This is a genomic window from Marinobacterium jannaschii DSM 6295, assembly GCF_000620085.1.
Lineage (GTDB): Bacteria > Pseudomonadota > Gammaproteobacteria > Pseudomonadales > Balneatricaceae > Pontibacterium > Pontibacterium jannaschii.
Window position 1 is genome coordinate 34,382 of record NZ_KK211068.1, and the last position, 21,231, is coordinate 55,612.

A 21,231-nucleotide genomic window follows, 5' to 3' on the forward strand; every position below is an offset into this window, starting at 1 on the left:
ATGGCACTTCCGCGGATCAAAACCATCCTCTATACCACATCATTGGGTAAGCACACCCGCCCGGTCTTCCGCCAGGCGGTTAATATGGCCACCCAGTTCAATGCCCGCATTCTGATGCTGCATGTGGTAGAGCCAATGGGTGAAATGGGCCAGGCACTGATTCAGAACTACTTGCCACAAGATCTGGTTGATAAAATACACGACGAAGGCATTGAAACGATTCGTAGCCAGATGCAGCAGCGCGTGGCTGACTTCTGTGCCGAAGAGCTGGACAGCCTGCCGTCTGAGGTCAAGCTGGATGTAGAGCATCTGGTGGTCGAAGGTAACCATGTTGATACCATTCTGCAGCAGGCCCGTGATATAAACGCGGATCTGATTGTGATGGGCCAGGAAAACACCTTTGGTCATCACAGCCATACCACCCAGCAGGTGACCAGGAATGCCGAAATTCCGGTACTTGTGGTACCGACTGGCAAACAATACAGCTAACCGTTCCGGAATCTGAGCATGGACGCAACCTCACTGTCACTGATCGAACGTATTTTCATGACCGTGTTTCCACTGGTCGCCATCGTGGCGGTGGGGTATTTCTACGGACGTAAACTGCATCCCAATATGGCAGTGCCCAACCAGCTGAATATGGACGTGTTTACGCCCGCCCTGATTTTCTCAGTGCTGTCAGCCAAGTCCTTCGACCTGATGGCCTATCAGGAACTGGCACTGGCCGGAGTGGCGGTGGTTATCGGTTCCGGCCTGTTACTGCTGCCCCTTTGCCGGCTGATCGGCATCCACCCGAAAACGTTCCTGCCGCCGATGATGTTCAGTAACAGCGGCAACCTCGGCCTGCCGCTGGCCGTACTGGCCTTTGGTGAACAGGCCCTGCCGGCGGCGGTGGTACTGTTCCTGGTGGAAAATCTGCTGCACTTCACCCTTGGCATCTACATGCTGGATCACCGCACCAATCCCTGGCATATACTGCGCATGCCAATGATCCTCGCGACGATTGCCGGACTGGTCTGGAGCGGCCTGGGACTCGAGCTGTATCCGGCCTTACAGACCTTTATCGATATGCTGGGTGAAATCGCCATCCCGCTGATGCTGTTTGCCCTCGGCGTACGCATGCTCAGTGTCGACCTTTCTAACTGGCGCAGCGGTATGCTGGGCGCCGTCCTCTGCCCGCTGAGCGGCCTGATTATGGTACTGGCAATCCAGCAGGTACTGCAGCTGGAACCACAGCATCTGGCCTACCTGATCCTGTTCGGCGCCCTGCCACCGGCGGTCCTGAATTACATGGTCGCAGAACGCTATAACCAGGAACCTCAGCAGGTTGCCTCCATCGTACTGTTGGGTAATATGGGAAGCCTGATTATCATTCCTGCCACACTGGCATTTATTCTCTAGGGACTTTCAGGTCCCGAAGCTTTGACCTTCAGGACGCCTATGCAGATTGGCATCGATCTTGGCGGCACCAAGATTGAAATTCAGGCGCTGTCCCCCCGGGGAGAGCTGCTTTTCAGGCAGCGCGCCCCAACCCCTCAGGGCAACTATCCCGCCACTGTTGCGGCCATTGCCGCGCTTATTGGTCAAGCCGAACACCACACCGGTCACACCTGTCCGCAGATTGGCATCGCGATTCCCGGTGCGATATCGCCAGCCAGCGGCCTGATCAAAAACGCCAACTCGGTCTGCCTGATTGGTCAGCGACTGGACCAGGATGTCAGCGCCCTGATACAACGCCCCGTTGTGCTGGCAAATGATGCTGACTGCTTTGCCCTGTCGGAAGCAACCGACGGTGCTGCGGCAGGTACTGCGAGCGTGTTTGGCGTGATTCTCGGTACCGGGGTGGGGGGCGGCATCGTCATTCAGGGCAAGCTGCTGTCAGGCCCCAATGCGATCTGTGGCGAGTGGGGCCACAATCCCCTGCCCTGGCCAGATCCGGCTGATCCGGCTGCAAGGCCCTGCTATTGCGGTAAACAGGGTTGTATAGAGACCTATCTTTCCGGGCCCGGCTTTGCTCAGCAGTTTCAGCAGCAGACAGGTACACCCCTGATGTCCGAACAGATCTGGCAACTGGCTGATCAGGGAGATCCTGAGGCAGCACAAGCGACCGGGCGCTATATCGACCAGCTGGCCCGCTCACTGGCGTCAGTGATCAATATTCTTGATCCGGAAGTGATCGTGCTGGGAGGGGGGCTTTCCAACGTGAAACGACTTTATAGCGAGGTTCCCCAAAGGTGGGAGCGCTACGTCTTCTCTGACAGCGTAACAACGGCTTTGCGCCGGGCTAAATACGGCGATAGCAGCGGCGTCAGGGGAGCGGCCTGGTTAAGGCCAGCCGGCTGAAGCGGCAGATACAGAACAATCTCCAGATAAAAAGGCCGTCACCCAGGTCACGGCCTGAAGAGTAACTATCCTGCCTTATCCTCTGCCTGCAGTAAGATCTGATGGCGGTTTTTCTCCAGTGTCGCTTTGCCAATACCCTTCACGTCCGTCAAGGCTTCAACAGTGCTAAAGTCGCCATGCTGGTTGCGGTACTCCACAATCGCCGCCGCTTTACCCATACCGATTCCGGACAGGTTTGCAGCCAGTTCCTCTGCCGAAGCCGTGTTGATGTTGACCGGTTCAGCCATCAGGCCGGCGGAAAACAGTATCGCGGTCGTAGCCAAAACCCCGGTTATCAGTGATTTCAGAGACATAGGGTAACTCCTTTTAGAATTAAAAAAACCGCTCAAGTCCTTGAGCGGTTTTTAGATTTACCAGAGATCCGGCCTGCTGCCAATCAGATAAAAGGCGCGATCTCGGCTTCGATTGACTTCAGTGCCTCAACCGGCGACTCCGCCTTAGTGATCGGGCGTCCGATCACCAAGTAGTCGCTGCCATCATGCAGCGCCTGTGACGGCGTCACGATACGCTTCTGATCACCCGCCTCAGCATCGGAAGGACGGATACCCGGAGTAACCAGCTTGAAGTCGGCACTGACGATCTTGCGTAATTCCACCGCCTCCTGGGCCGAGCAGACAATCCCATCCAGGCCGCTGGACTCGGTCAGTTTTGCCAGACGCTTCACCTGCTCCATCGGCTCGATATCCAGTCCCATTTCAGCCAGGTCGGACTGTTCCATGCTGGTCAGCACCGTTACGGCGATCAGCAAGGTCTTACAATCCTCCACCTGCGCCAGCTCTTTACGCGCAGCTTCCATCATACGACGGCCACCGGAGGCATGCACATTGACCATCCAGACTCCCATCTCGGCCGCAGCCCGGACAGCCTTGGCCGTGGTATTGGGGATATCATGGAATTTAAGGTCCAGGAAAACCTCGAAGCCACGCTGATGCAGTGCTTCGACAATAGACGGGCCACAACGTGTAAACAACTCCTTGCCCACTTTTACCCGGCAGCGCTGCGGATCAAGCCGATCGGCCATCGCCAGCGCTTCGCTTTGGTTCGGGTAGTCCAGTGCAACAATTACAGGTTTCGGGTCCTGGCTCATCTATTCTCTCTCAGTTAGTTTCTATTCGCCTTCAAGGCCTTGGATCGGTTTGGTCGTGCCCCACCTGCGACAAGAGGGGCAATGCCAGTGCAGCAGTTTTCCGGAGTAGCCGCATTGATGGCAGCGATAGACAGGCTTGGAATACTCCAGCTGACCGGTCAGGCCGCGCAGTACCCGCAGACTGTCCCTTGCACTTTCGGCGCCGTAATTAATATGCAGATCGATCAGCCGGTTAAACCCTTTTACCGAAGGCCGTTTTTTCAACTCTTCGGTGATATAGCTTCCGGCGACATAGGGGCCGCGCTCTTCAGCCAGATCCTCTGCCAGCGCCAGCATCACCGTGGTTGACGCTGTTTCAGTCATACATTGACGCAGATAGTTTACCAGCTCTGCACTATTTCCCAATGCCTGATAGCACTCTTTGAGCAGCGGAACGGCTTCGGAGATAAAGACCGGTTCACGCTCTATTCCCTGCTTCAGATAGCGGATTGCCTGACGCCACTGCGACTGGCCTATCGCAATCTTAGCCTTTAGCAGTGCGACCCTGAAGACACTGTTGTCGAATCCATCAGCCTGCTTAAGACAGCGCCGTGCCTCCGCCAGATCTCCATTTGCCCGCGCAACCTCTGACAGTTCGCAGCAATAGTGGGCCAGTGAGCCTTTCAGCGATTTGCGTTCCTCGGCCGACATCTGCACCGCCGTATCCAACGCCTGCTGCCATTCGCCTTCCTTTTCATAAATACGGATCAGCAGCTTACGGGCATTTTCTGCGGTATCTTTCGGCAAAGACTGCTTCAGCAGTTCCAGCAACAGGTTTTCAGCCCGGTCCAACAGACCAACGGCATCGTAATCACGTGCCAGTGCCATCTGAACCCTCAGAAACTCACTTCGCTTAAGATCCGGGCGGGCCAGCAAGTTCTGGTGTATCTGGATAGCACGATCGACATCGCCCTTACGCCGGAAAAGCTTGGCAAGCGCAAGGTGTGCGGGGATGGTATCGGAATTAACTTCCAGCGCACGAATAAAGCTCTCTATCGCTTCATCGGTGCGCTCGTTAAGAAGGTAGTCGAGTCCGGCGAAATATTCCCGGCTCATATCAGTACGGGGGCGGACAGCGAGCTGTTTCCTGCGCTGGTCACGCCTCCCTAACCACCATCCGGCAGCAACAGCCAGGAATAGTGGAATGATCAACAGGTAGTTTTGTACCTCAGGCAGCATCTTTCAGAGCAGCTGTGCGCAGCTGATCAAGCTCCTTCTGTGCCGTTGTCATACGACGACGAACTGAACCCAGGCGGGTACGCAGCAAAACAACAGTGCCGACACTCAGGGCAACACCTAATAAACCACCCATGCCAAACGCCGCAATCAGCCACAGGGAGAGGCTCATCTCCGGCAATTGCATAAAGACCAGATCAATCGCAACTTTATCGGTATTGTGAAAAGTAAACTGCATACCGATAAATACAACGACAATACAAAGTACACCTACTAGTAATGTTTTAAGCCAACGCACTGCAATATATCCTCTTACGGATTCAAAGAGCTTACAGGAAGATTATACTTCTTGATTAACCTGCTCTCGCAGCTCTTTACCCGGTTTGAAATGTGGAACGTATTTGGCAGCCAGTGACACTGACTCGCCGGTTTTTGGATTCCGCCCCTGTCGTGGGGCCCTGTAGTGAAGGGAGAAACTGCCGAAGCCACGAATCTCAATACGATCTCCGGCCGCTAATGCTTCTGTCATATGATCAAGCATTGTTTTAACCGCCAGCTCGACATCCTTAACCGACAGCTGTTCATGTCGGTCAACCAGCCGCTCTATCAGCTCAGATTTGGTCATCGCCTTCCCCCTTTTAGCACCTCAATTCAATACCATCTGTGAAGATGGCATTGTCTGCCGGGCAGTACAGCATCCCTGGCCATATAGCTGCTTATCTGCAGCTGGCAGAGCGCAGAGCCACTCTTAAACCACGTGATCTACGCCCGATGAAAGCTTCGCTCAGGAACCTTTCTTCATCTGCTGTTTGATGAGCTCACCGATTGTAGTCGGACCGGAGACCTCTGTGGTTTGCTGATTCACAGACTTCATCGTCTGTGCTTCCTGTTGTTTTTCCAGCTGTTTAACAGACAGTGTGATTACCCGGTTGCGGCGATCAAGGTTTGCAATTACAGCTTCGACCTCATCTCCTACCGAGAAAAGCGTATGCAGGTCATCGACACGGTCAACCGCCGCATCAGCAGCCCTGAGCGTACCGGTGATACCTTCAGCCAAAGTAATCTCTGCCTGTTTTTCAGACAGCTCCGCCACAACACCGCTAATCACGCTGCCTTTACCATACTGGCCAAGGAAATCGGAAAACGGATCGTTATCCAGCTGTTTGATACCCAACGCGATACGCTCTCTTTCCGGATCGATCGAGAGCACTACAGCTTCGACTTCCTGCCCCTTACTGTAATTCTTCACAGCATCGTCACCGGACTCGTTCCAGGACAGGTCGGAGAGGTGAACCAAGCCGTCAATACCGCCGTCCAGGCCGATAAACACACCAAAGTCGGTGATAGATTTGATCACGCCCTTAAGCTTATCGCCCTTGTTATTTTCAGACGCAAAGGCTTCCCAAGGGTTTTGACGGCACTGTTTCATACCGAGCGAGATACGGCGACGTTCTTCATCGATATCGAGAATCATAACCTCGACCTCTTCGCCAATCTGCACGACTTTCGACGGATGAACGTTCTTATTGGTCCAGTCCATTTCAGATACATGCACCAGGCCTTCGATACCACTGTCGATCTCAGCAAAACAGCCATAGTCGGTCAGATTAGTGACCCGGGCCTTAACGCGTGAACCATTGCTGTAGTTCGCTTTGAGTGTTGTCCATGGATCATCACTCAACTGCTTCAGACCCAGGGATACACGCCCCTTCTCGCGGTCAAAGCGCAGCACCTTAACATTTATCTCATCACCGATTTTCAGCAGCTCACTTGGGTGCTTAACTCGCTTCCAGGCGATATCGGTGATATGCAGCAGGCCATCAAGGCCACCCAGATCGATGAAGGCACCGTAGTCGGTCAGGTTCTTAACCAGACCTTTAATAACTGCGCCCTCGTCCAGGTTAGCCAGCAGCTTCTCACGCTCTTCGCTGTATGCTGCTTCCAGCACTGCACGGCGGGAAACCACGATGTTATTGCGCTTGGCATCCAGCTTAACCAGCTTGAATTCCAGGTCCTGATTTTCCAGGTGACTGGTATCGCGCATCGGTCTTACATCGACCAGAGAACCCGGCAGGAAAGCGCTGATGGTATTCACCATAACGGTGAAGCCACCACGCACCTTACCGGTAATCCGGCCACTGACAACGTCTTCATTCTCAAAGGCTTTTTCGAGTTCTTTCCAGGCTTCGGCCCGTTTCGCCTTCTCGCGTGACAGCTGGGTTGCGCCATAACCATCTTCGACAGTTTCAAGCGCGACCTGTACCTCATCACCGACAGCAATGGTCAACTCGCCATTGTCATCGTTAAACTGTGCACGGGGGATAACACCTTCAGATTTGAGTCCTGCATGGACAACGACAAAATCACTTTCGATAGCCACCACAATACCGGTCACGATAGCACCCGGTGCCATCTCAAGGTCCTTCAGGCTCTCTTCGAAAAGATCAGCAAAACTCTCACTCATAACCGTATTATCCTCACGTGCATTCCCAGAATTTAACGAAGGCCTTTATGACGAGCCTCATCGAGCACTGCGGCCAGAACCTGATCAATGCTCATGGTTGTCGTATCCAGACGAGTGGCATCTTCAGCAGGCTTCAAAGGAGCTACTTTGCGGTTCATATCCCGCGCATCGCGTGCTTGAATATCCTCTAATATAGCCTGAAGACTAGCACCCACCCCCTTGTTAATCAACTGCTTATAGCGCCTGTCAGCACGCTCTTCCGCGCTCGCATCAAGGTAGATTTTAAGCGGTGCATCAGGGAATACGACGGTTCCCATATCGCGACCGTCTGCAATCAGCCCGGGCTTCTCAGCGAACGCCCGCTGACGCTCCAGCAACGCTTCCCGTACAGCGGGAATCGCAGCCACAACCGAGGCCTCATTACCGATTTCCTCAGCCCTGATTGCATCCGTGACCTCTTCCCCTTCGAGAATAATCTGCACATCATCTTCGCCATCCCGGGCGACAAACTGAACATCCAGGTGAGCGGCCAGTACGACCAGCGCTTCCTCATCATCCAGTGCGACACCGTGATGACGGGCAGCCAGCGCAGATAGCCGGTACAGTGCACCGCTGTCCAGCAGATGCCAGCCAAGCTCTTTAGCCAGCAACCGACAGATAGTGCCTTTACCGGAACCACTGGGACCGTCAACGGTAATGACCGGCACTGTTGCTTCGGACATCAGTCCTCCTCCTTCACAACTTTAATTCCAACCTGCTGTGCCAGCTCGATAAACCCCGGGAACGAGGTCGCAACATTGGCACAGTCATTAATTTTTATCTCCCCTTCAGCGCACAGAGAGGCGACTGCAAAGGACATGGCAATACGGTGATCGCCATGACTGAACACTTCTCCGCCCTGCAGGCGACCACCACGGATGATTGCGCCATCCGGTGTACCTTCGATATCGGCCCCCAGTGCTTTCAGGCCATCAACCATCGACTGTATACGATCACTTTCCTTAACCCGCAGCTCTTCAGCGCCGGTCACAACGGTTTCACCCTCGGCACAGGCGGCTGCTATAAACAGTGCAGGAAACTCATCAATCGCCAGCGGTACCTGATCTTCGGGAACCTGAATCCCCTTCAGCGGCGCATAACGCACGCGGATATCAGCAACCGGCTCGCCGCCGACTTCACGCTCATTCAGTAATTCAAGATCGGTACCCATCAGGCGCAGGATATTGATAATACCGATGCGTGTCGGGTTAATTCCGACATGCTCCAGCGTCAGATCCGAGCCCGGAGTAATTGCCGCGGCGACCAGGAAGAAAGTCGCTGATGAGATATCGGCAGGCACATCAATAGCCCCGGCCTTCAGCGTACCGCCACTGCGCACCGTAACCTTGTTACCTTGCTGCTCGACATCATAGCCAAACCCTTTCAGCATTCGCTCGGTATGGTCACGGGTCGGTGCCGGCTCTGAAACCGAGGTATCACCTTCGGCATACAAACCCGCCAGCATCAGACAGGACTTAACCTGGGCACTGGCCATCGGCATGTCATAGTCGATCCCCTTCAGGCGCTGACCACCTTTGATCTTCAGTGGCGGGCGACCGCCCTCAGCACTTTCGATCACCGCCCCCATTGCCCGCAACGGCTTGGCAACACGTTCCATAGGACGTTTGGAAAGCGACTCATCACCGCTTAACTCGGTATCAAATGCCTGGGCAGCCAGCAGACCGGACAGCAATCGAATCGAGGTGCCAGAGTTGCCAACATACAGAGGTCCCGGAGGTGCCTGCAGACCATGGAGACCGACGCCATAGATCTTCACTTCGCCCTGATGAGGACCTTCAATCACCACACCCATATCACGGAACGCCTGCAGGGTCGCCAGACTGTCTTCTCCTTCGAGGAAACCGGTGACTTCGGTAATACCATCGGCCAGCGAACCCAGCATAATGGAGCGGTGAGAAATCGACTTATCGCCCGGTACACGAATGCTTCCACTGACTGAACCACCGGGAAGCGCACGGAATACTACATTGTTATTGTTCATGTTTTGTGAATACGAGGTACTAGTTAATATTCGGGAAAAATGCTCGCGTGCCGCTTTGGCACGGGTGAATATACCGAGCATTGTCTGACTTTCACTTTCGGCTATCGCTTGACGCAATACTGCGAGGCCTTCTACATAACGATCCAACTGGCTCAGGATTGCATCACGGTTTGCAACAGACACATCGTGCCACATTGTCGGGTCGCTGGCAGCAATCCGGGTAAAGTCACGAAAGCCTCCGGCTGCATAACGGAAGATATCTCTATTTTCCTCATCCTTTGCAAGGGTATCAACCAGAGAAAAGGCCAGCAGATGGGGCAGATGACTGGTTGCGGCTAAAACCTCATCATGACGCCCTACTTCCATCTGCAATACTTCGGCACCGGTACTCTGCCACATCCGGGCAATACTACGCGTTGCCAGCGCCGAGGTTTCAGCACCCGGGGTGAGTATCACCTTATGGCGTTCAAACAGGGAGGCATCCGCCGCCTCGACACCGCTCTTTTCCGATCCGGCGATGGGATGGCCCGGTACGAAGTTTTCCGGCAAACGACCGAAAATCCTCTGCGCCGCATCGACCAGGTTGGCTTTGGTACTACCCACATCCGTAATCAGGGTCTCATCCCGAACCCAGGGGGCAATCTGCTCCAGCACCTGCTCCATGACCTTTACCGGGACCGCCAGCACAACGACATCCGCTGCCCGTACGGCGCTTTCCAGCTCAATAGCTGCGGCATCGATCACCTGCATCGTCACCGCCTTGGCCATTTCATCCGGGTCCCGGTCATAACCATAAACCGTGCGACAGAAATGACCGCCTTTAAGCGCTTTCGCCAGAGAGCCGCCAATAAGCCCGAGACCTATAATCAAAACCTGTTCAGCATTAAAACTCACAGTCACAGCACCTTCTGCAGGAGATCGAGACAACGTTGATTTTCCGCTTCCAGCCCGATACTGATACGGAGATGATCCGGCATACCGTAGTTTGCCAGCGGACGGACGATCACCCCCTGTCTCAGCATCGCTTCATAGACCGGTGCTGCCGGCCGCCCCATATCCGCCGTCACGAAATTAGCCACAGACGGAATATAACCGATACCTAACCGGCTCAGGCCCTGGGTCAGCTGCTCCATACCGCTGCGATTCAGCGTTACGGTTTCAGCCAGGTAGTCGGAATCGTCCAGCGCCGCGCAGGCGGCAGCCTGCGCCAAAGCGTTAACATTAAACGGCTGGCGTACCCGGTTGAGCAGGTCGGTAATCTGCGCAGATGCAAGGGCATAGCCGACCCGGAGCGCAGCCAGGCCATAGGCCTTGGAAAAAGTGCGCGTCACAATCAGGTTAGGGAATTCGGCCTGCAGGGCCAGCCCATCCGGAAACGCGGCATCATCGACATACTCGGTATAGGCCTCATCCAGCACCACCAGCACCTGTTCCGGCACCTGCCGGAGAAAGTCACGCAGCGCCGATTCCTTCAGCCAGGTTCCGGTCGGGTTGTTCGGGTTGGCAATAAATACCAGTCGGGTCGCATCGGTAATGGCCTGGCGCATTGCCTCCAGGTCATGCCCCCAATCCTTCGCCTCGGTCACCACCGCACGGGCACCACAGGCCTGGGTCAGCAGTGGATAAACCACAAAGGCGTAACGGGAATAAACCACTTCATCGCCGGGCTGCAGAAAGGTGCGGGCAATCAGCTCCAGCACATCATTCGAGCCGTTGCCCAGGGTGATCTGCTCAGGCCATATGCCAAAGCGGCGCTGCAATGCATGCTTCAGTTGAAAACCGCTGGCATCAGGGTAGCGGCTGCCATCACCCAGCGACTCAGCGATAGCCGCCTTCACTCGCGGCCCCAGCCCCAGCGGATTTTCATTGCTGGCAAGCTTAACGATATTGCTCAGGCCCAGCTCACGCTCCAGCTCCTCCACCGGCTTACCCGGCTGATAGGGTTGCAGGGCGCGCACACCGGGCACGGCGAGACGGGTAAAATCACAACTCATCGCAGGACACCTGTTATAGGACCGCGCCGGGGTAAGACCCCAGCAGTTTCAGTTCCACACTGCCACTTTCCAGCTCACGCAATACGGCAGCAATGACCGGATCACTGTAATGTCCCTCAAAGTCGAGATAGAACAGGTGTCCCTGCCCTGCTGGCCGGGTCTCGATCCGGGTCAGGCTGATCTGCTGGCGGTTAAACGGCTCCAGCAATTTATACAGCGCACCCGGACTGTTATGGGCAGAGATCAGAATAGACGTCTTATCAGAGCCACTAGGTCCCACTTCCTGATCACCGATCACCAGGAAACGGGTACTGCTTTCCGGCTCATCTTCTATATTGGTAGCGGAAATATAGAGCTGGAAGCGGTCGGCGTTCACATCGCTGGCAATAGCGGCACAGTCATGACCACCTTCGGCAACCCGTCGCGCGGCTTCAAGGTTGGATCCCACAGCAATTTTTTCCGCCTGCGGGTAATGTAATTCCAGCCAGGCCCTGCACTGGGCAAAGGACTGCTGTGGCGCATAGATTCGGCTGACCACAGAGTCTTCATCCAGTGTCAGCAGATGCTGGTGCGCCCGTAGCTCGACCTCTCCGACAATCCTCAGATCAAAGCGCCGGAACAGATCCAGTGTATGGTTGATCATCCCCTCGGCGGAGTTTTCAATCGGAACAACGCCATAGTGAGCAGCGCCGGACTGTACCTCACGGAATACTTCGTCCAGCGACTGAAGCGGCACACTGCAAACCGAGTTACCAAAGTGTTTCTGCGCAGCCTGTTGCGTGAATGTTCCCTCCGGGCCGAGAAAGGCCACCCGCATGGGTTCTTCCAACGCCAGGCAGACTGACATAATCTCACGAAACAGGCGGGCAACTTCATGGCCCTCCAGTGGTCCGGTATTACGGTCCATCACCCGGCGCAGCACCTGTGCCTCGCGCTCCGGACGGTAGAACACCGCATCCTGGGTTCCCTGATATTTCAGCTTAACTTCTGCAACGTTTTGCGCACAGCGTGCACGTTCGTTGAGCAGCTCATGAATCTTTTTGTCGATCGTATCGATCTGATCACGAAGGACTCTGAGCTCCTTTTCCTGCTCACTCATACCGTTCTACTTCTTAGCCGTTTTTCTGTTCAAATTCACGCATAAAGGCGATCAGTGCATCAACTGCCTGTTCGGTCACTGCGTTGTAAATGCTGGCTCGCATACCGCCCACCGAGCGATGACCTTTCAGGTTCAGCAGGCCAGCGGCTTCTGCCTGCTCGAGGAACAGGCTATCCAGCGACGCATCCGCCAGGGTAAAAGGTACATTCATGCGCGAGCGACAGGCCGGAGCTACCGGGTTGGCATAGAAGCCGCTTCCATCGATAAAGCCATACAGCTTGTCGGCCTTACGCTGATTGATACGGTCAATCGCTTCAACGCCACCCTGCGCTTTCAGCCACTTAAACACCAGACCGGCCAGATACCAGCCAAACGTCGGTGGCGTATTGGTCATCGAGTCGGCGTCCGCATGTACCTTGTAGTCAAACATCGATGGGGTAGATGCCATCGCCTTACCCAGCAGGTCCTCACGCACGATCACCAGCGTCAGTCCGGCAGGGCCGATATTCTTCTGTGCCCCGGCATAGATCAGGCCAAAGCGGCTGACATCCAGCGGAGCGGACAGGATGGAAGAGGAGTAATCTGCCACCAGTGGCACCTCTCCGGTTACCGGGATATACGGAAACTCTACACCGCCGATAGTCTCATTCGGCGTGTAATGCACATAGGCCGCCCCGGGATTGAGCTGCAGCTCTTCCTGAGTCGGCGCTGCGGTGAAGCCGTTGGCTTCTGCCGAAGCTGCAACATTGACGCTGCAATAGCGCTGCGCTTCTTTAAGGGCTTTCTTCGACCAGATACCGGTATTGATCAGGTCGATCGAGGTTTTATCTCCCAGCAGGTTCATCGGAACCATAGAGAACTGAGAGGTGGCACCGCCCTGAAGGAACAGCACTTTGTAGTTGTCAGGGATCTGCATCAGGTCACGCAGATCCTGTTCGGCCTGTTCGGCGACGGAGACAAACTCCTTACTGCGATGGCTCATCTCCATAATGGAGAGGCCTTTTCCGTGCCAGTCGAGGATTTCGGCCTGTGCCTGTTCCAGCACAGCATCCGGCAGGCCGGCAGGCCCGGCGCTGAAATTGTATAGACGTGTCATAATTCAGTTTTCTAATTCTGCAATGCAAGGCTATCAACCGTCCGGCTGCGGCAAAGGCTGCGGACGGCAGGGTTCAGAGACGAAAAGTGCGGCACCAGGCCGCACTTACAACGTTACTCGCCGTCCGTTTCCGGTTCATCTTTCTGTTGTGCAGCATGCTCTTCAGACGGTGCCTGTTCGCCACCCTCCTGCTGAGCTTCCGGCTCGCCTTCAACCTCTTCGGGTTCTTCGATGCGGGCCAGGCCAACCAGCTGTTCGCCTTCGGCTACACGGATCAGGGTCACGCCCTGGGTATTACGTCCGAGTTCAGAGATCTCGCTGGTCCGGGTTCGCACCAGTGTGCCGCGGTTACTGATCAGCATCACGTCATCGGTGCAGAATACCTGAACCGCGCCGGCAAGTTCGCCGTTACGCTCGGTGCACTGCTGGCCGATAACACCCTGACCACCACGGCCCTTCACAGGGAAGTCGTCAATCGCTGTTTTCTTACCGTAACCATTCTCCGAGGCGGTCAGGATACTGCCCCCCTCCTGTGGAATGATCAGCGAGATAACCCGGATATCATCTGGCATCCGGATACCGCGTACACCGCGTGCGGTGCGGCCCATTGGACGGACATCATCTTCGTTAAAGCGCATCGCTTTACCGGCGCTGGTAATCAGCATGATATCGTCGGAGCCATCGGTAATAGCAGCGCCAATCAGCTGATCGCCTTCAACCAGTTCAACCGCAATCAGGCCATTAGAGCGTGGGCGGGAGAAATTGGTCAGCGCTGTTTTCTTCACCGTACCGGATGCCGTGGCCATGAAGACATACTTGTCTTCCGCATACTCATTCACCGGCAGGATGGTGGTAATACGCTCATCCTCTTCCAGTGGCAGAATATTAACGATAGGACGACCGCGCGCGGCACGGCTGGCCGGCGGAATCTCAAATACCTTCAGCCAGTAAACCTTACCGCGGCTGGTAAAGCAGAGAATCGTATCGTGGGTATTTGCGACCAGCAGATGCTCGATGAAATCTTCCTCTTTCATCGCCGTCGCAGAACGGCCTTTACCGCCACGACGCTGCGCCTGATAGTCATCGACAGGCTGGGTCTTGGCGTACCCCTGATGAGAGATGGTAACCACCATATCCTCTTCAGTGATCAGGTCGGCAACGGTCAGGTCCTGGCGTGAAGCGATAATTTCGGTGCGACGCTCATCGCCATACTCTTCCAGAATCGCGTCCAGTTCCTCACGAATCACTTCCATCAGACGCTGGTGAGAGCCCAGAATCTCCAGCAGCTCGGCAATACGCTCCAGCAGCTCTTTATACTCGGCAATCAGCTTCTCATGTTCCAGACCGGTAAGGCGGTGCAGACGCAGATCCAGGATAGCCTGAGCCTGAACCGGAGACAGATGGTAGAAACCATCGTGCAGGCCGTATTCAGGTTCCAGCTCTTCCGGACGGCAAGCGGTTTCACCCGCCCGCTCCAGCATATCCAGTACATCACCCGCAGCCCAAGGCGTATTGATCAGGCGCTCTTTAGCCTCAGCAGGTGTTGGTGAAGACTTGATGGCCTCGATCACCGGATCGATATTCGCCAGAGCGATTGCCAGACCTTCCAGGATATGGCCACGTTCACGCGCCTTACGCAGCTCGTAGACAGTTCGGCGGGTAACAACTTCACGGCGGTGACGGATAAAGTTCTCAAGCATCGACTTGAGATCCAGGATCCGCGGCTGACCATCGACCAGCGCCACGACGTTGATACCAAACACACTTTCCATCTGCGTGTGGGCAAACAGATTGTTGATCACCACGTCCGGAACTTCGCCGCGACGCAGTTCGATCACAATACGCATACCGTCTTTATCAGACTCGTCACGCAGCTCAGTGATACCTTCGATCTTCTTCTCTTTAACCAGCTCGGCGATTTTCTCAATCAGGCGAGCTTTGTTGAGCTGATAAGGTATCTCGGTAATAACCAGAGAGGCTTTACCGTTCTTTTCGTTCTCTTCGACATGGTGACGGGCACGCACATAGATACGGCCGCGCCCCGTGCGATAGGCCTGCAGGATACCTGCGCGGCCGTTGATAATACCGCCGGTCGGAAAGTCAGGCCCCGGGATAAACTGCATCAGTTCATCAACCGTCAGCTCCTGATTATCGATCAGCGCGATACAACCCTTCACCACTTCGCTCAGGTTATGAGGCGGGATATTGGTTGCCATACCTACCGCGATACCAGAGGATCCATTCACCAGCAGGTTAGGCACCCGGGTCGGCAGGACTTCTGGAATCTTTTCCGTACCATCGTAGTTATCTACGAAATCAACGGTCTCTTTCTCCAGGTCTGCCAACATCTCATGGGAGATTTTCTCCATGCGAATTTCGGTGTATCGCATGGCTGCAGCGGAGTCGCCATCTACCGAACCGAAGTTACCCTGTCCATCTACCAGGGTGTAGCGCATGGAAAAATCCTGCGCCATCCGGACAATAGTGTCATAAACAGCACTGTCACCGTGTGGGTGGTATTTACCGATTACATCCCCTACGACACGGGCAGATTTTTTATATGGTTTGTTCCAGTCATTACCCAGTTCATTCATCGCGAACAAAACGCGACGATGCACCGGTTTCAGTCCATCACGAACATCCGGCAATGCCCTGCCTACGATGACGCTCATCGCGTAATCAAGGTAGGATTGCTTCAGCTCATCCTCGATGTTAACTGGCAAAATCTCTTTAGCTAGATCACCCATTCGCTTTCCTTCGGTCAGCTTTTCTACGGCGGGAAGACGCCGCACAATCATAACCGGGCGAGTATATCACATTACAGCTTCGGGTAAGCCTGCTAAATGAAGGTCTTAGGGCGCTCAGCCGCCTTCTGCAGAGAGCTCGGCAAGCCCCCTTACAAGGGCATCGAAAACAGCTGCCTGCATTCCTGAGCAGCCTCAGAGCCCTCCGCAGGACCAGCGCTGTTTTAAGCCGGGTACGGGTGGTAAACTGCCGATTCAAAGCGAACAAGTTGATAATGATATGACAGACCACGCCCGAACCCTGAACATCGATCCCCAGGAAATAGCCAAGTTTGAAGAACTCGCCAATAAATGGTGGGATCGCAACAGCGAATTCAAGCCGCTGCATGACATTAATCCGCTACGAGTGGGCTATATAGACCGCATCGCTCACCTGGCGGGGAAAACCGTTCTGGATGTGGGCTGTGGTGGCGGTATCCTGTCTGAGTCCATGGCTCAGCGCGGTGCGACTGTCAGCGGCATCGACATGGGCGAAGCCCCTCTGAAAGTGGCCAAACTGCATGGCCTTGAAAGCGGTGTATCGGTTAATTATCGCCAGGTCACCGTCGAAGAGCTGGCCGATGAGCAGCCGGAATCATTCGATGTCGTCACCTGCATGGAGATGCTGGAACACGTGCCTGACCCGGCCTCTATTATCAATGCCTGCGCCCGGCTGGCCAAACCCGGCGGCCACCTGTTTTTCTCCACCCTGAACCGCAATCCGAAAAGCTATCTGTTTGCGATTGTCGGTGCAGAAAAGCTCCTCAAGCTGGTCCCTCAGGGCACCCACGACTTCAATAAGTTTATACGCCCGTCTGAACTCGGCGGCTGGATCCGTGAAGCCGGCCTGCAAAGCAGCGATATCACCGGCATGGTCTACAACCCGTTGACCAAGACCTACAGCCTCAACCCGCGCGATGTCGACGTCAATTATATGATCGCCACCCGCAAACCGGACTAAGCCTGATGATTCGTCAGTTAGAGGCAGTGTTCTTCGATCTCGACGGCACCTTGCTGGATACGGCGCCCGACTTTCATCGGGTGGTCAACCTGATGCGGCAACAGGATCAGCTGGCTCCGGTCACAATGGAACTGATGCGTGAGCAGGTTTCCAATGGCGCCGGCGCCATGGTCTGCGCCGCATACGGCATCGCCATGGACGATCCGCGTTATGAGCCCCTGCGGCTGCGTATGCTGGATATCTACAGTGACCAGCTGGCGGTCGATACCCGGCTCTATCCGGGCATTGAAGGACTGCTTGGCTGGCTGGAGAGCAAGCAACGCCCCTGGGGTATTGCGACCAATAAGCCCGCCCGCTTTACCCTCCCGCTGCTGCAACAGCTGCAGCTGGACAAACGCAGTGCCGCCACCATCTGCCCTGATCACGTTCGCAACAGAAAACCCGATCCGGAGTCTCTGCTGATTGCCACTGAGGCATTGAAACTTAATCCGGAAAACTGTGTCTACGTGGGCGACCACCTGCGTGATATCGAATGCGGGAAGCGTGCGGGTATGACAACAATCGCCGCCGGCTATGGCTATATCGACCGCTCGGATTGTGCTGAAGACTGGGGTGCCGACCATATCGTGCATCAGTCTGGCGATATACAGCCATTACTACAATCGCTGTATACTCTGAGCTAATGCCCTCAGAATACCGAAGGAATGCTGAAATTATGTTCGACTACCAAGCCCCGGAACAACACCTCAAGAATCGAGTCATTCTTGTCACCGGCGCAGGTGACGGAATTGGTCGGGTTGCGGCGATCAACTATGCCGCTCAGGGTGCCACTGTGATCCTTCTCGGCCGCACACCGGAAAAACTGGATCATGTCTACGACGAGATTGAAGCCAAAGGTTATCCACAGCCGGCAATCGTCCCGCTGAATCTGGAAAGCGCAACGGAGCACGACTATATCGAACTGGCGAACACCCTGAGCCAGGAGTTTGACCAACTCGATGGCATTCTCCACAACGCCAGTCTGCTCGGTGTGCGTACGCCCCTGGAAAGCTACGATCCGGTTATCTGGAATCAGGTCATGCAGGTCAATGTAACCGCGCCTTTTATGCTGACACAGGCGCTATTGCCTCTGCTGAACAATGCTGAAGACGCTTCTGTCATTTTCACCTCCTCAGGTGTCGGGCGCAAAGGGCGGGCATACTGGGGAGCCTATGCAGTCTCCAAGTTCGCCACCGAAGGCATGATGGAGACCCTGGCAGACGAGCTGGATAACACCAGCAACATCCGGGTTAACTGCATCAACCCGGGCGCAACCCGCACCCAGATGCGTGCAACCGCCTACCCTGGAGAAGATCCGGCCACACTGCCAACCCCACAGGATATCATGCCGGTTTATCTGTATCTGATGGGTGCCGACAGCAAGGACTGTAATGGGCAGTCACTGAACGCTCAGTAAACAGCTCCCCGTCCATAAAAAACCATCCCGAAGGATGGTTTTTTATGCGCCTGTAAAGCCATAGGCAATCAGTCGACGATACGAACCTTACCGCGACGACGAGGCTTGGCATTTACCTCTTCCTCGCGACGTGCACGCTGCCGCTTGAAGCGACGCTGCATACTGCTCTTCTCCTCGACAGAGATCTTAGGAGCGCGTTTCGGCTTCAGATCCAGGGTCTTCGCCAGTCCTTCAACTTCCTTAACCGGCAACTCTTTCCAGGTTCCCGCGCGCACCTCGCTTGGCAGGAACAGCGGCCCGAAACGAACACGCTTCAAGCGGCTCACCTGAACCTCCTGAGACTCCCACAGACGACGTACTTCGCGATTACGGCCTTCCATCACCACGCAATGGAACCACTTATTGGCGCCTTCACCGTCAAAGAACTGAACGTCGGTAAAGCGCGCCATGCCGTCTTCCAGCAGCACACCTTCGGTCAGGCGCTTCAGCATAGTATCGTCTACATTACCCAATACGCGCACCGCATACTCACGGTCAATCTGTGCCGAAGGATGCATCATCGCATTCGCCAGCTCACCGTCAGTCGTGAAGATCAGCAAGCCGGAGGTATTGATATCCAGGCGGCCAACCGTAATCCAGCGTCCATCCTTCAGCGGGGGCAGATGGTCAAATACCGTCGGCCGGCCTTCCGGATCATGACGGGTACAGATCTCACCCACAGGCTTGTTATAGATCAGCACCCGACGCGGGGCTTCTTTTTCAAACACCAGCTTCGCTTCGGAACCATCGACCTGCACTGCATCTGCTGCAGTCACCCGATCCCCCAACGTAGCCACACTACCATTCAGCGAGATCCGTCCCGCTTCTATCCAACGCTCCATCTCACGACGTGAGCCAAATCCGGAGCGCGCCAAAACTTTATGCAGCTTTTCACCAGCCATTTCCGACGCCTCATTAATCATTGAAAGCTAATATACTGCCACCGGGACAGAAAACAAAAAGCTCCCCGGGTGCTTAACCCGGAGAGCTTTTCTATCATACCCTAAAGCGATGCCGATTACTTAATCAGGCAATCCTCTTTAGAATTACCTTTAGCGAAGAACTGCTGGAAAGCAACGGGGGTACGACCGCGGCCGGACCACTCGTGCGTTTCACCTTCATCGTCAACGATACGGTATTTTGGTTGTACCTTTTTACGCGGAGTCAGCTCTGCAGAACCCACGAGGTCATCCATATTAATACCAGCCTCAAGCATGGATAGACGGATTTCCTCGATTTTGGAAACTTTCTCCTGCTCAGCAGCTTCACGCGCTTCTTCTTCAGCACGCTTTTCATCAACGATCTCAGTAAGGTCGCCGATTACTTTTTCCAGCTCAGCCAAAGAAAGCGTCTGACACTGTTTACGCAGTGAGTTCTTGCGGGTAAGCGTCTTTACAAAATCAGACATCTTGATGTTCACCAAATAATCAGTTGAGGGACTATTTATCTTTATAGGATAAGCAGCCTCAAATGCCAAATAAAAACCGTAAATTCCCTTTACACCAGATCTGTTTAAGATCAATTCCGGTGGATAGTATCACACTTTTAAATTAATTAAATTCAAATCAAATCAGAAACATTACCGGCCCCTTCCCTAATAACCTGAGGCGCCTCGTCTATCAGATTAATTACAGAGGTTGCCTCATGACCACAGTAGCCGCCATCAATCACCAGATCGACTTCATGCTGCAGCGTCTGACGAATATCATATGGATCAGTTAAAGGCTCGTCATCTCCCGGGAGAATAAGAGAAGTACTCATAATCGGCTCACCCAGAACATCTGTCAGCGCCTGGACAATTTTATTGTCCGGTATCCTGATTCCGATCGTTCTGCGTTTTGGGTGCAACAGGCGGCGGGGAACTTCACTGGTCGCCTGCAGGATAAATGTATAGGCTCCCGGCGTATGCGCTTTCAGAAAACGGTAACGCTGGTTATCAACCTTGGCGTAGGTGCTTATTTCACTGAGGTCACGGCATACCAGAGTAAAGTTATGCTTATCTGTGAGCTTACGCAGGCGTTTAATCCTGTCCAGTGCCCTTTTATCACCTAAGTGGCAACCTATGGCATAGGCACAGTCGGTCGGATAGACAATCACGCCACCGGCATTAAGGATCTCCACAGCCTGGCTGATCAGGCGCGCCTGCGGATTATCCGGATGTATCTGAAAAAACTGACTCACCTGTTTTCCTCTTTATCCGCATCAAAGCAATATTGATTCTGCTGATTATCGTGACCAGAAGCAGCATGATACCTCTGCAGCTATTATCGAATACCTGCTTCAGCAAAGACTCCCGCCTGTTACAGGCCTCTTGCGGAAGCAGTCAGGGTGTCATTATAAGCGGCACCACAGATGCCGGTATCGGAGTCATGCAGCCCTAGGCACGGGTCATTTCCCTAAAACTGTATCAAATTCGCAACACATATTTACAGTTTTAACTCAAAAGACCTAGCGGCTATCAGTATTATTTTCCAGTCCAGGCCTTCTGCAGAATGCAGCCAGATCAAACTCAGCAGGCTTTTGAAGCCCGCCCCGGCGACGAAAAACCAGGGTAATAAGTAGGCGGCATCAGAAGATTGACTGACAAAAAGGA

At 54.5% G+C, this 21,231-nt stretch carries 20 protein-coding genes and 1 pseudogene; 6 read left to right on the top strand and 15 right to left on the bottom strand.

Translation table 11 applies throughout. The features are described from left to right. The 3 genes from Q354_RS0121860 to Q354_RS0121870 are packed head-to-tail and all read left to right on the top strand — an operon-like array spanning position 1 to position 2,343. Positions 1–489, top strand: a complete 489-nt coding sequence (locus Q354_RS0121860) for a universal stress protein (protein WP_027859473.1) — start codon at positions 1–3, stop codon at positions 487–489. Between the two features lie 18 nt (positions 490–507). Next, positions 508–1,401: an AEC family transporter gene (locus Q354_RS0121865; RefSeq protein WP_027859474.1), complete on the top strand. Its 894-nt coding sequence runs from the start codon at positions 508–510 to the stop codon at positions 1,399–1,401. Positions 1,402–1,440: 39 nt separating this feature from the next. Continuing rightward, on the top strand, positions 1,441–2,343 hold the full coding sequence (locus Q354_RS0121870; protein WP_027859475.1) for an ROK family protein: 903 nt from the start codon (positions 1,441–1,443) through the stop codon (positions 2,341–2,343). A 65-nt stretch (positions 2,344–2,408) separates the two neighbouring features. Here the strand turns inward: Q354_RS0121870 and Q354_RS0121875 are convergent, their stop codons facing one another. The 12 genes and pseudogenes from Q354_RS0121875 to gyrA form a co-directional block, all read right to left on the bottom strand. Further along, positions 2,409–2,696, bottom strand: coding sequence for a ComEA family DNA-binding protein (locus tag Q354_RS0121875; protein ID WP_084332714.1), 288 nt, complete (start codon positions 2,694–2,696; stop codon positions 2,409–2,411). Between the two features lie 83 nt (positions 2,697–2,779). Then, positions 2,780–3,490: an orotidine-5'-phosphate decarboxylase gene (pyrF, locus tag Q354_RS0121880; RefSeq protein ID WP_027859477.1), complete on the bottom strand. Its 711-nt coding sequence runs from the start codon at positions 3,488–3,490 to the stop codon at positions 2,780–2,782. Positions 3,491–3,511: 21 nt separating this feature from the next. Continuing rightward, positions 3,512–4,708: a lipopolysaccharide assembly protein LapB gene (gene lapB / locus Q354_RS0121885; protein WP_036231171.1), complete on the bottom strand. Its 1,197-nt coding sequence runs from the start codon at positions 4,706–4,708 to the stop codon at positions 3,512–3,514. Beyond that, positions 4,698–5,003, bottom strand: coding sequence for a LapA family protein (locus Q354_RS0121890; protein ID WP_027859479.1), 306 nt, complete (start codon positions 5,001–5,003; stop codon positions 4,698–4,700). Before Q354_RS0121890 ends, lapB begins: the two co-directional genes overlap by 11 nt. Before the next feature lie 42 nt (positions 5,004–5,045). Then, positions 5,046–5,330, bottom strand: coding sequence for an integration host factor subunit beta (ihfB, locus tag Q354_RS0121895; protein ID WP_027859480.1), 285 nt, complete (start codon positions 5,328–5,330; stop codon positions 5,046–5,048). A gap of 159 nt (positions 5,331–5,489) precedes the next feature. Beyond that, positions 5,490–7,172: pseudogene (gene rpsA, locus Q354_RS0121900) on the bottom strand (30S ribosomal protein S1); the annotation flags it as partial. A gap of 29 nt (positions 7,173–7,201) precedes the next feature. Continuing rightward, the gene (gene cmk / locus Q354_RS0121905; protein WP_027859482.1) at positions 7,202–7,891 is read right to left on the bottom strand and encodes a (d)CMP kinase; all 690 of its coding nucleotides are present in this window, start codon (positions 7,889–7,891) and stop codon (positions 7,202–7,204) included. Beyond that, on the bottom strand, positions 7,891–10,104 hold the full coding sequence (locus Q354_RS0121910) for a bifunctional prephenate dehydrogenase/3-phosphoshikimate 1-carboxyvinyltransferase (RefSeq protein WP_027859483.1): 2,214 nt from the start codon (positions 10,102–10,104) through the stop codon (positions 7,891–7,893). Before Q354_RS0121910 ends, cmk begins: the two co-directional genes overlap by 1 nt. Positions 10,105–10,106: 2 nt before the next feature. Further along, entirely contained in the window at positions 10,107–11,204 is a 1,098-nt protein-coding gene (gene hisC, locus Q354_RS0121915; RefSeq protein ID WP_027859484.1) for a histidinol-phosphate transaminase, read from the bottom strand. A 13-nt stretch (positions 11,205–11,217) separates the two neighbouring features. Beyond that, a complete protein-coding gene (pheA, locus tag Q354_RS0121920; protein WP_027859485.1) occupies positions 11,218–12,303 on the bottom strand; it encodes a prephenate dehydratase in 1,086 nt (361 codons plus the stop codon). 13 nt (positions 12,304–12,316) lie between these two features. Continuing rightward, positions 12,317–13,399, bottom strand: coding sequence for a 3-phosphoserine/phosphohydroxythreonine transaminase (serC, locus tag Q354_RS0121925; protein WP_027859486.1), 1,083 nt, complete (start codon positions 13,397–13,399; stop codon positions 12,317–12,319). A gap of 113 nt (positions 13,400–13,512) precedes the next feature. Next, positions 13,513–16,146, bottom strand: coding sequence for a DNA gyrase subunit A (gyrA, locus tag Q354_RS0121930; RefSeq protein ID WP_027859487.1), 2,634 nt, complete (start codon positions 16,144–16,146; stop codon positions 13,513–13,515). Between the two features lie 277 nt (positions 16,147–16,423). Here gyrA and ubiG point away from each other — a divergent pair, with 277 nt between their 5' ends. The 3 genes from ubiG to Q354_RS0121945 are packed head-to-tail and all read left to right on the top strand — an operon-like array spanning position 16,424 to position 18,599. Continuing rightward, a complete protein-coding gene (gene ubiG / locus Q354_RS0121935; RefSeq protein WP_027859488.1) occupies positions 16,424–17,143 on the top strand; it encodes a bifunctional 2-polyprenyl-6-hydroxyphenol methylase/3-demethylubiquinol 3-O-methyltransferase UbiG in 720 nt (239 codons plus the stop codon). A 5-nt stretch (positions 17,144–17,148) separates the two neighbouring features. Beyond that, entirely contained in the window at positions 17,149–17,826 is a 678-nt protein-coding gene (locus Q354_RS0121940) for an HAD family hydrolase (protein WP_027859489.1), read from the top strand. Between the two features lie 32 nt (positions 17,827–17,858). Further along, positions 17,859–18,599: a YciK family oxidoreductase gene (locus Q354_RS0121945; protein ID WP_027859490.1), complete on the top strand. Its 741-nt coding sequence runs from the start codon at positions 17,859–17,861 to the stop codon at positions 18,597–18,599. Between the two features lie 68 nt (positions 18,600–18,667). On the opposite strand, the gene rluB is transcribed toward Q354_RS0121945, so the two are convergent. The 3 genes from rluB to Q354_RS0121960 form a co-directional block, all read right to left on the bottom strand. Then, complete coding sequence (gene rluB / locus Q354_RS0121950; protein ID WP_027859491.1) at positions 18,668–19,540, bottom strand: 23S rRNA pseudouridine(2605) synthase RluB; 873 nt, start codon at positions 19,538–19,540, stop codon at positions 18,668–18,670. A gap of 116 nt (positions 19,541–19,656) precedes the next feature. Then, positions 19,657–20,046, bottom strand: a complete 390-nt coding sequence (locus Q354_RS0121955; protein WP_027859492.1) for an H-NS histone family protein — start codon at positions 20,044–20,046, stop codon at positions 19,657–19,659. Positions 20,047–20,198: 152 nt separating this feature from the next. Next, positions 20,199–20,819 (bottom strand): L-threonylcarbamoyladenylate synthase, encoded by a 621-nt coding sequence (locus Q354_RS0121960; protein ID WP_027859493.1) that lies wholly within the window; start codon positions 20,817–20,819, stop codon positions 20,199–20,201. Between the last annotated feature and the right edge of the window lie 412 nt (positions 20,820–21,231).

What these genes read in the sequence shown, in the direction of transcription:
- Q354_RS0121860 (WP_027859473.1), top strand. Translation starts at nt 1, where the DNA reads ATGGCACTTCCGCGGATCAAAACCATCCTCTATACCACATCATTGGGT.
- Q354_RS0121865 (WP_027859474.1), top strand. Translation starts at nt 508, where the DNA reads ATGGACGCAACCTCACTGTCACTGATCGAACGTATTTTCATGACCGTG.
- Q354_RS0121870 (WP_027859475.1), top strand. Translation starts at nt 1,441, where the DNA reads ATGCAGATTGGCATCGATCTTGGCGGCACCAAGATTGAAATTCAGGCG.
- Q354_RS0121875 (WP_084332714.1), bottom strand. Translation starts at nt 2,696, where the DNA reads ATGTCTCTGAAATCACTGATAACCGGGGTTTTGGCTACGACCGCGATA.
- pyrF (WP_027859477.1), bottom strand. Translation starts at nt 3,490, where the DNA reads ATGAGCCAGGACCCGAAACCTGTAATTGTTGCACTGGACTACCCGAAC.
- lapB (WP_036231171.1), bottom strand. Translation starts at nt 4,708, where the DNA reads ATGCTGCCTGAGGTACAAAACTACCTGTTGATCATTCCACTATTCCTG.
- ihfB (WP_027859480.1), bottom strand. Translation starts at nt 5,330, where the DNA reads ATGACCAAATCTGAGCTGATAGAGCGGCTGGTTGACCGACATGAACAG.
- cmk (WP_027859482.1), bottom strand. Translation starts at nt 7,891, where the DNA reads ATGTCCGAAGCAACAGTGCCGGTCATTACCGTTGACGGTCCCAGTGGT.
- hisC (WP_027859484.1), bottom strand. Translation starts at nt 11,204, where the DNA reads ATGAGTTGTGATTTTACCCGTCTCGCCGTGCCCGGTGTGCGCGCCCTG.
- pheA (WP_027859485.1), bottom strand. Translation starts at nt 12,303, where the DNA reads ATGAGTGAGCAGGAAAAGGAGCTCAGAGTCCTTCGTGATCAGATCGAT.
- serC (WP_027859486.1), bottom strand. Translation starts at nt 13,399, where the DNA reads ATGACACGTCTATACAATTTCAGCGCCGGGCCTGCCGGCCTGCCGGAT.
- gyrA (WP_027859487.1), bottom strand. Translation starts at nt 16,146, where the DNA reads ATGGGTGATCTAGCTAAAGAGATTTTGCCAGTTAACATCGAGGATGAG.
- ubiG (WP_027859488.1), top strand. Translation starts at nt 16,424, where the DNA reads ATGACAGACCACGCCCGAACCCTGAACATCGATCCCCAGGAAATAGCC.
- Q354_RS0121940 (WP_027859489.1), top strand. Translation starts at nt 17,149, where the DNA reads ATGATTCGTCAGTTAGAGGCAGTGTTCTTCGATCTCGACGGCACCTTG.
- Q354_RS0121945 (WP_027859490.1), top strand. Translation starts at nt 17,859, where the DNA reads ATGTTCGACTACCAAGCCCCGGAACAACACCTCAAGAATCGAGTCATT.
- rluB (WP_027859491.1), bottom strand. Translation starts at nt 19,540, where the DNA reads ATGGCTGGTGAAAAGCTGCATAAAGTTTTGGCGCGCTCCGGATTTGGC.
- Q354_RS0121955 (WP_027859492.1), bottom strand. Translation starts at nt 20,046, where the DNA reads ATGTCTGATTTTGTAAAGACGCTTACCCGCAAGAACTCACTGCGTAAA.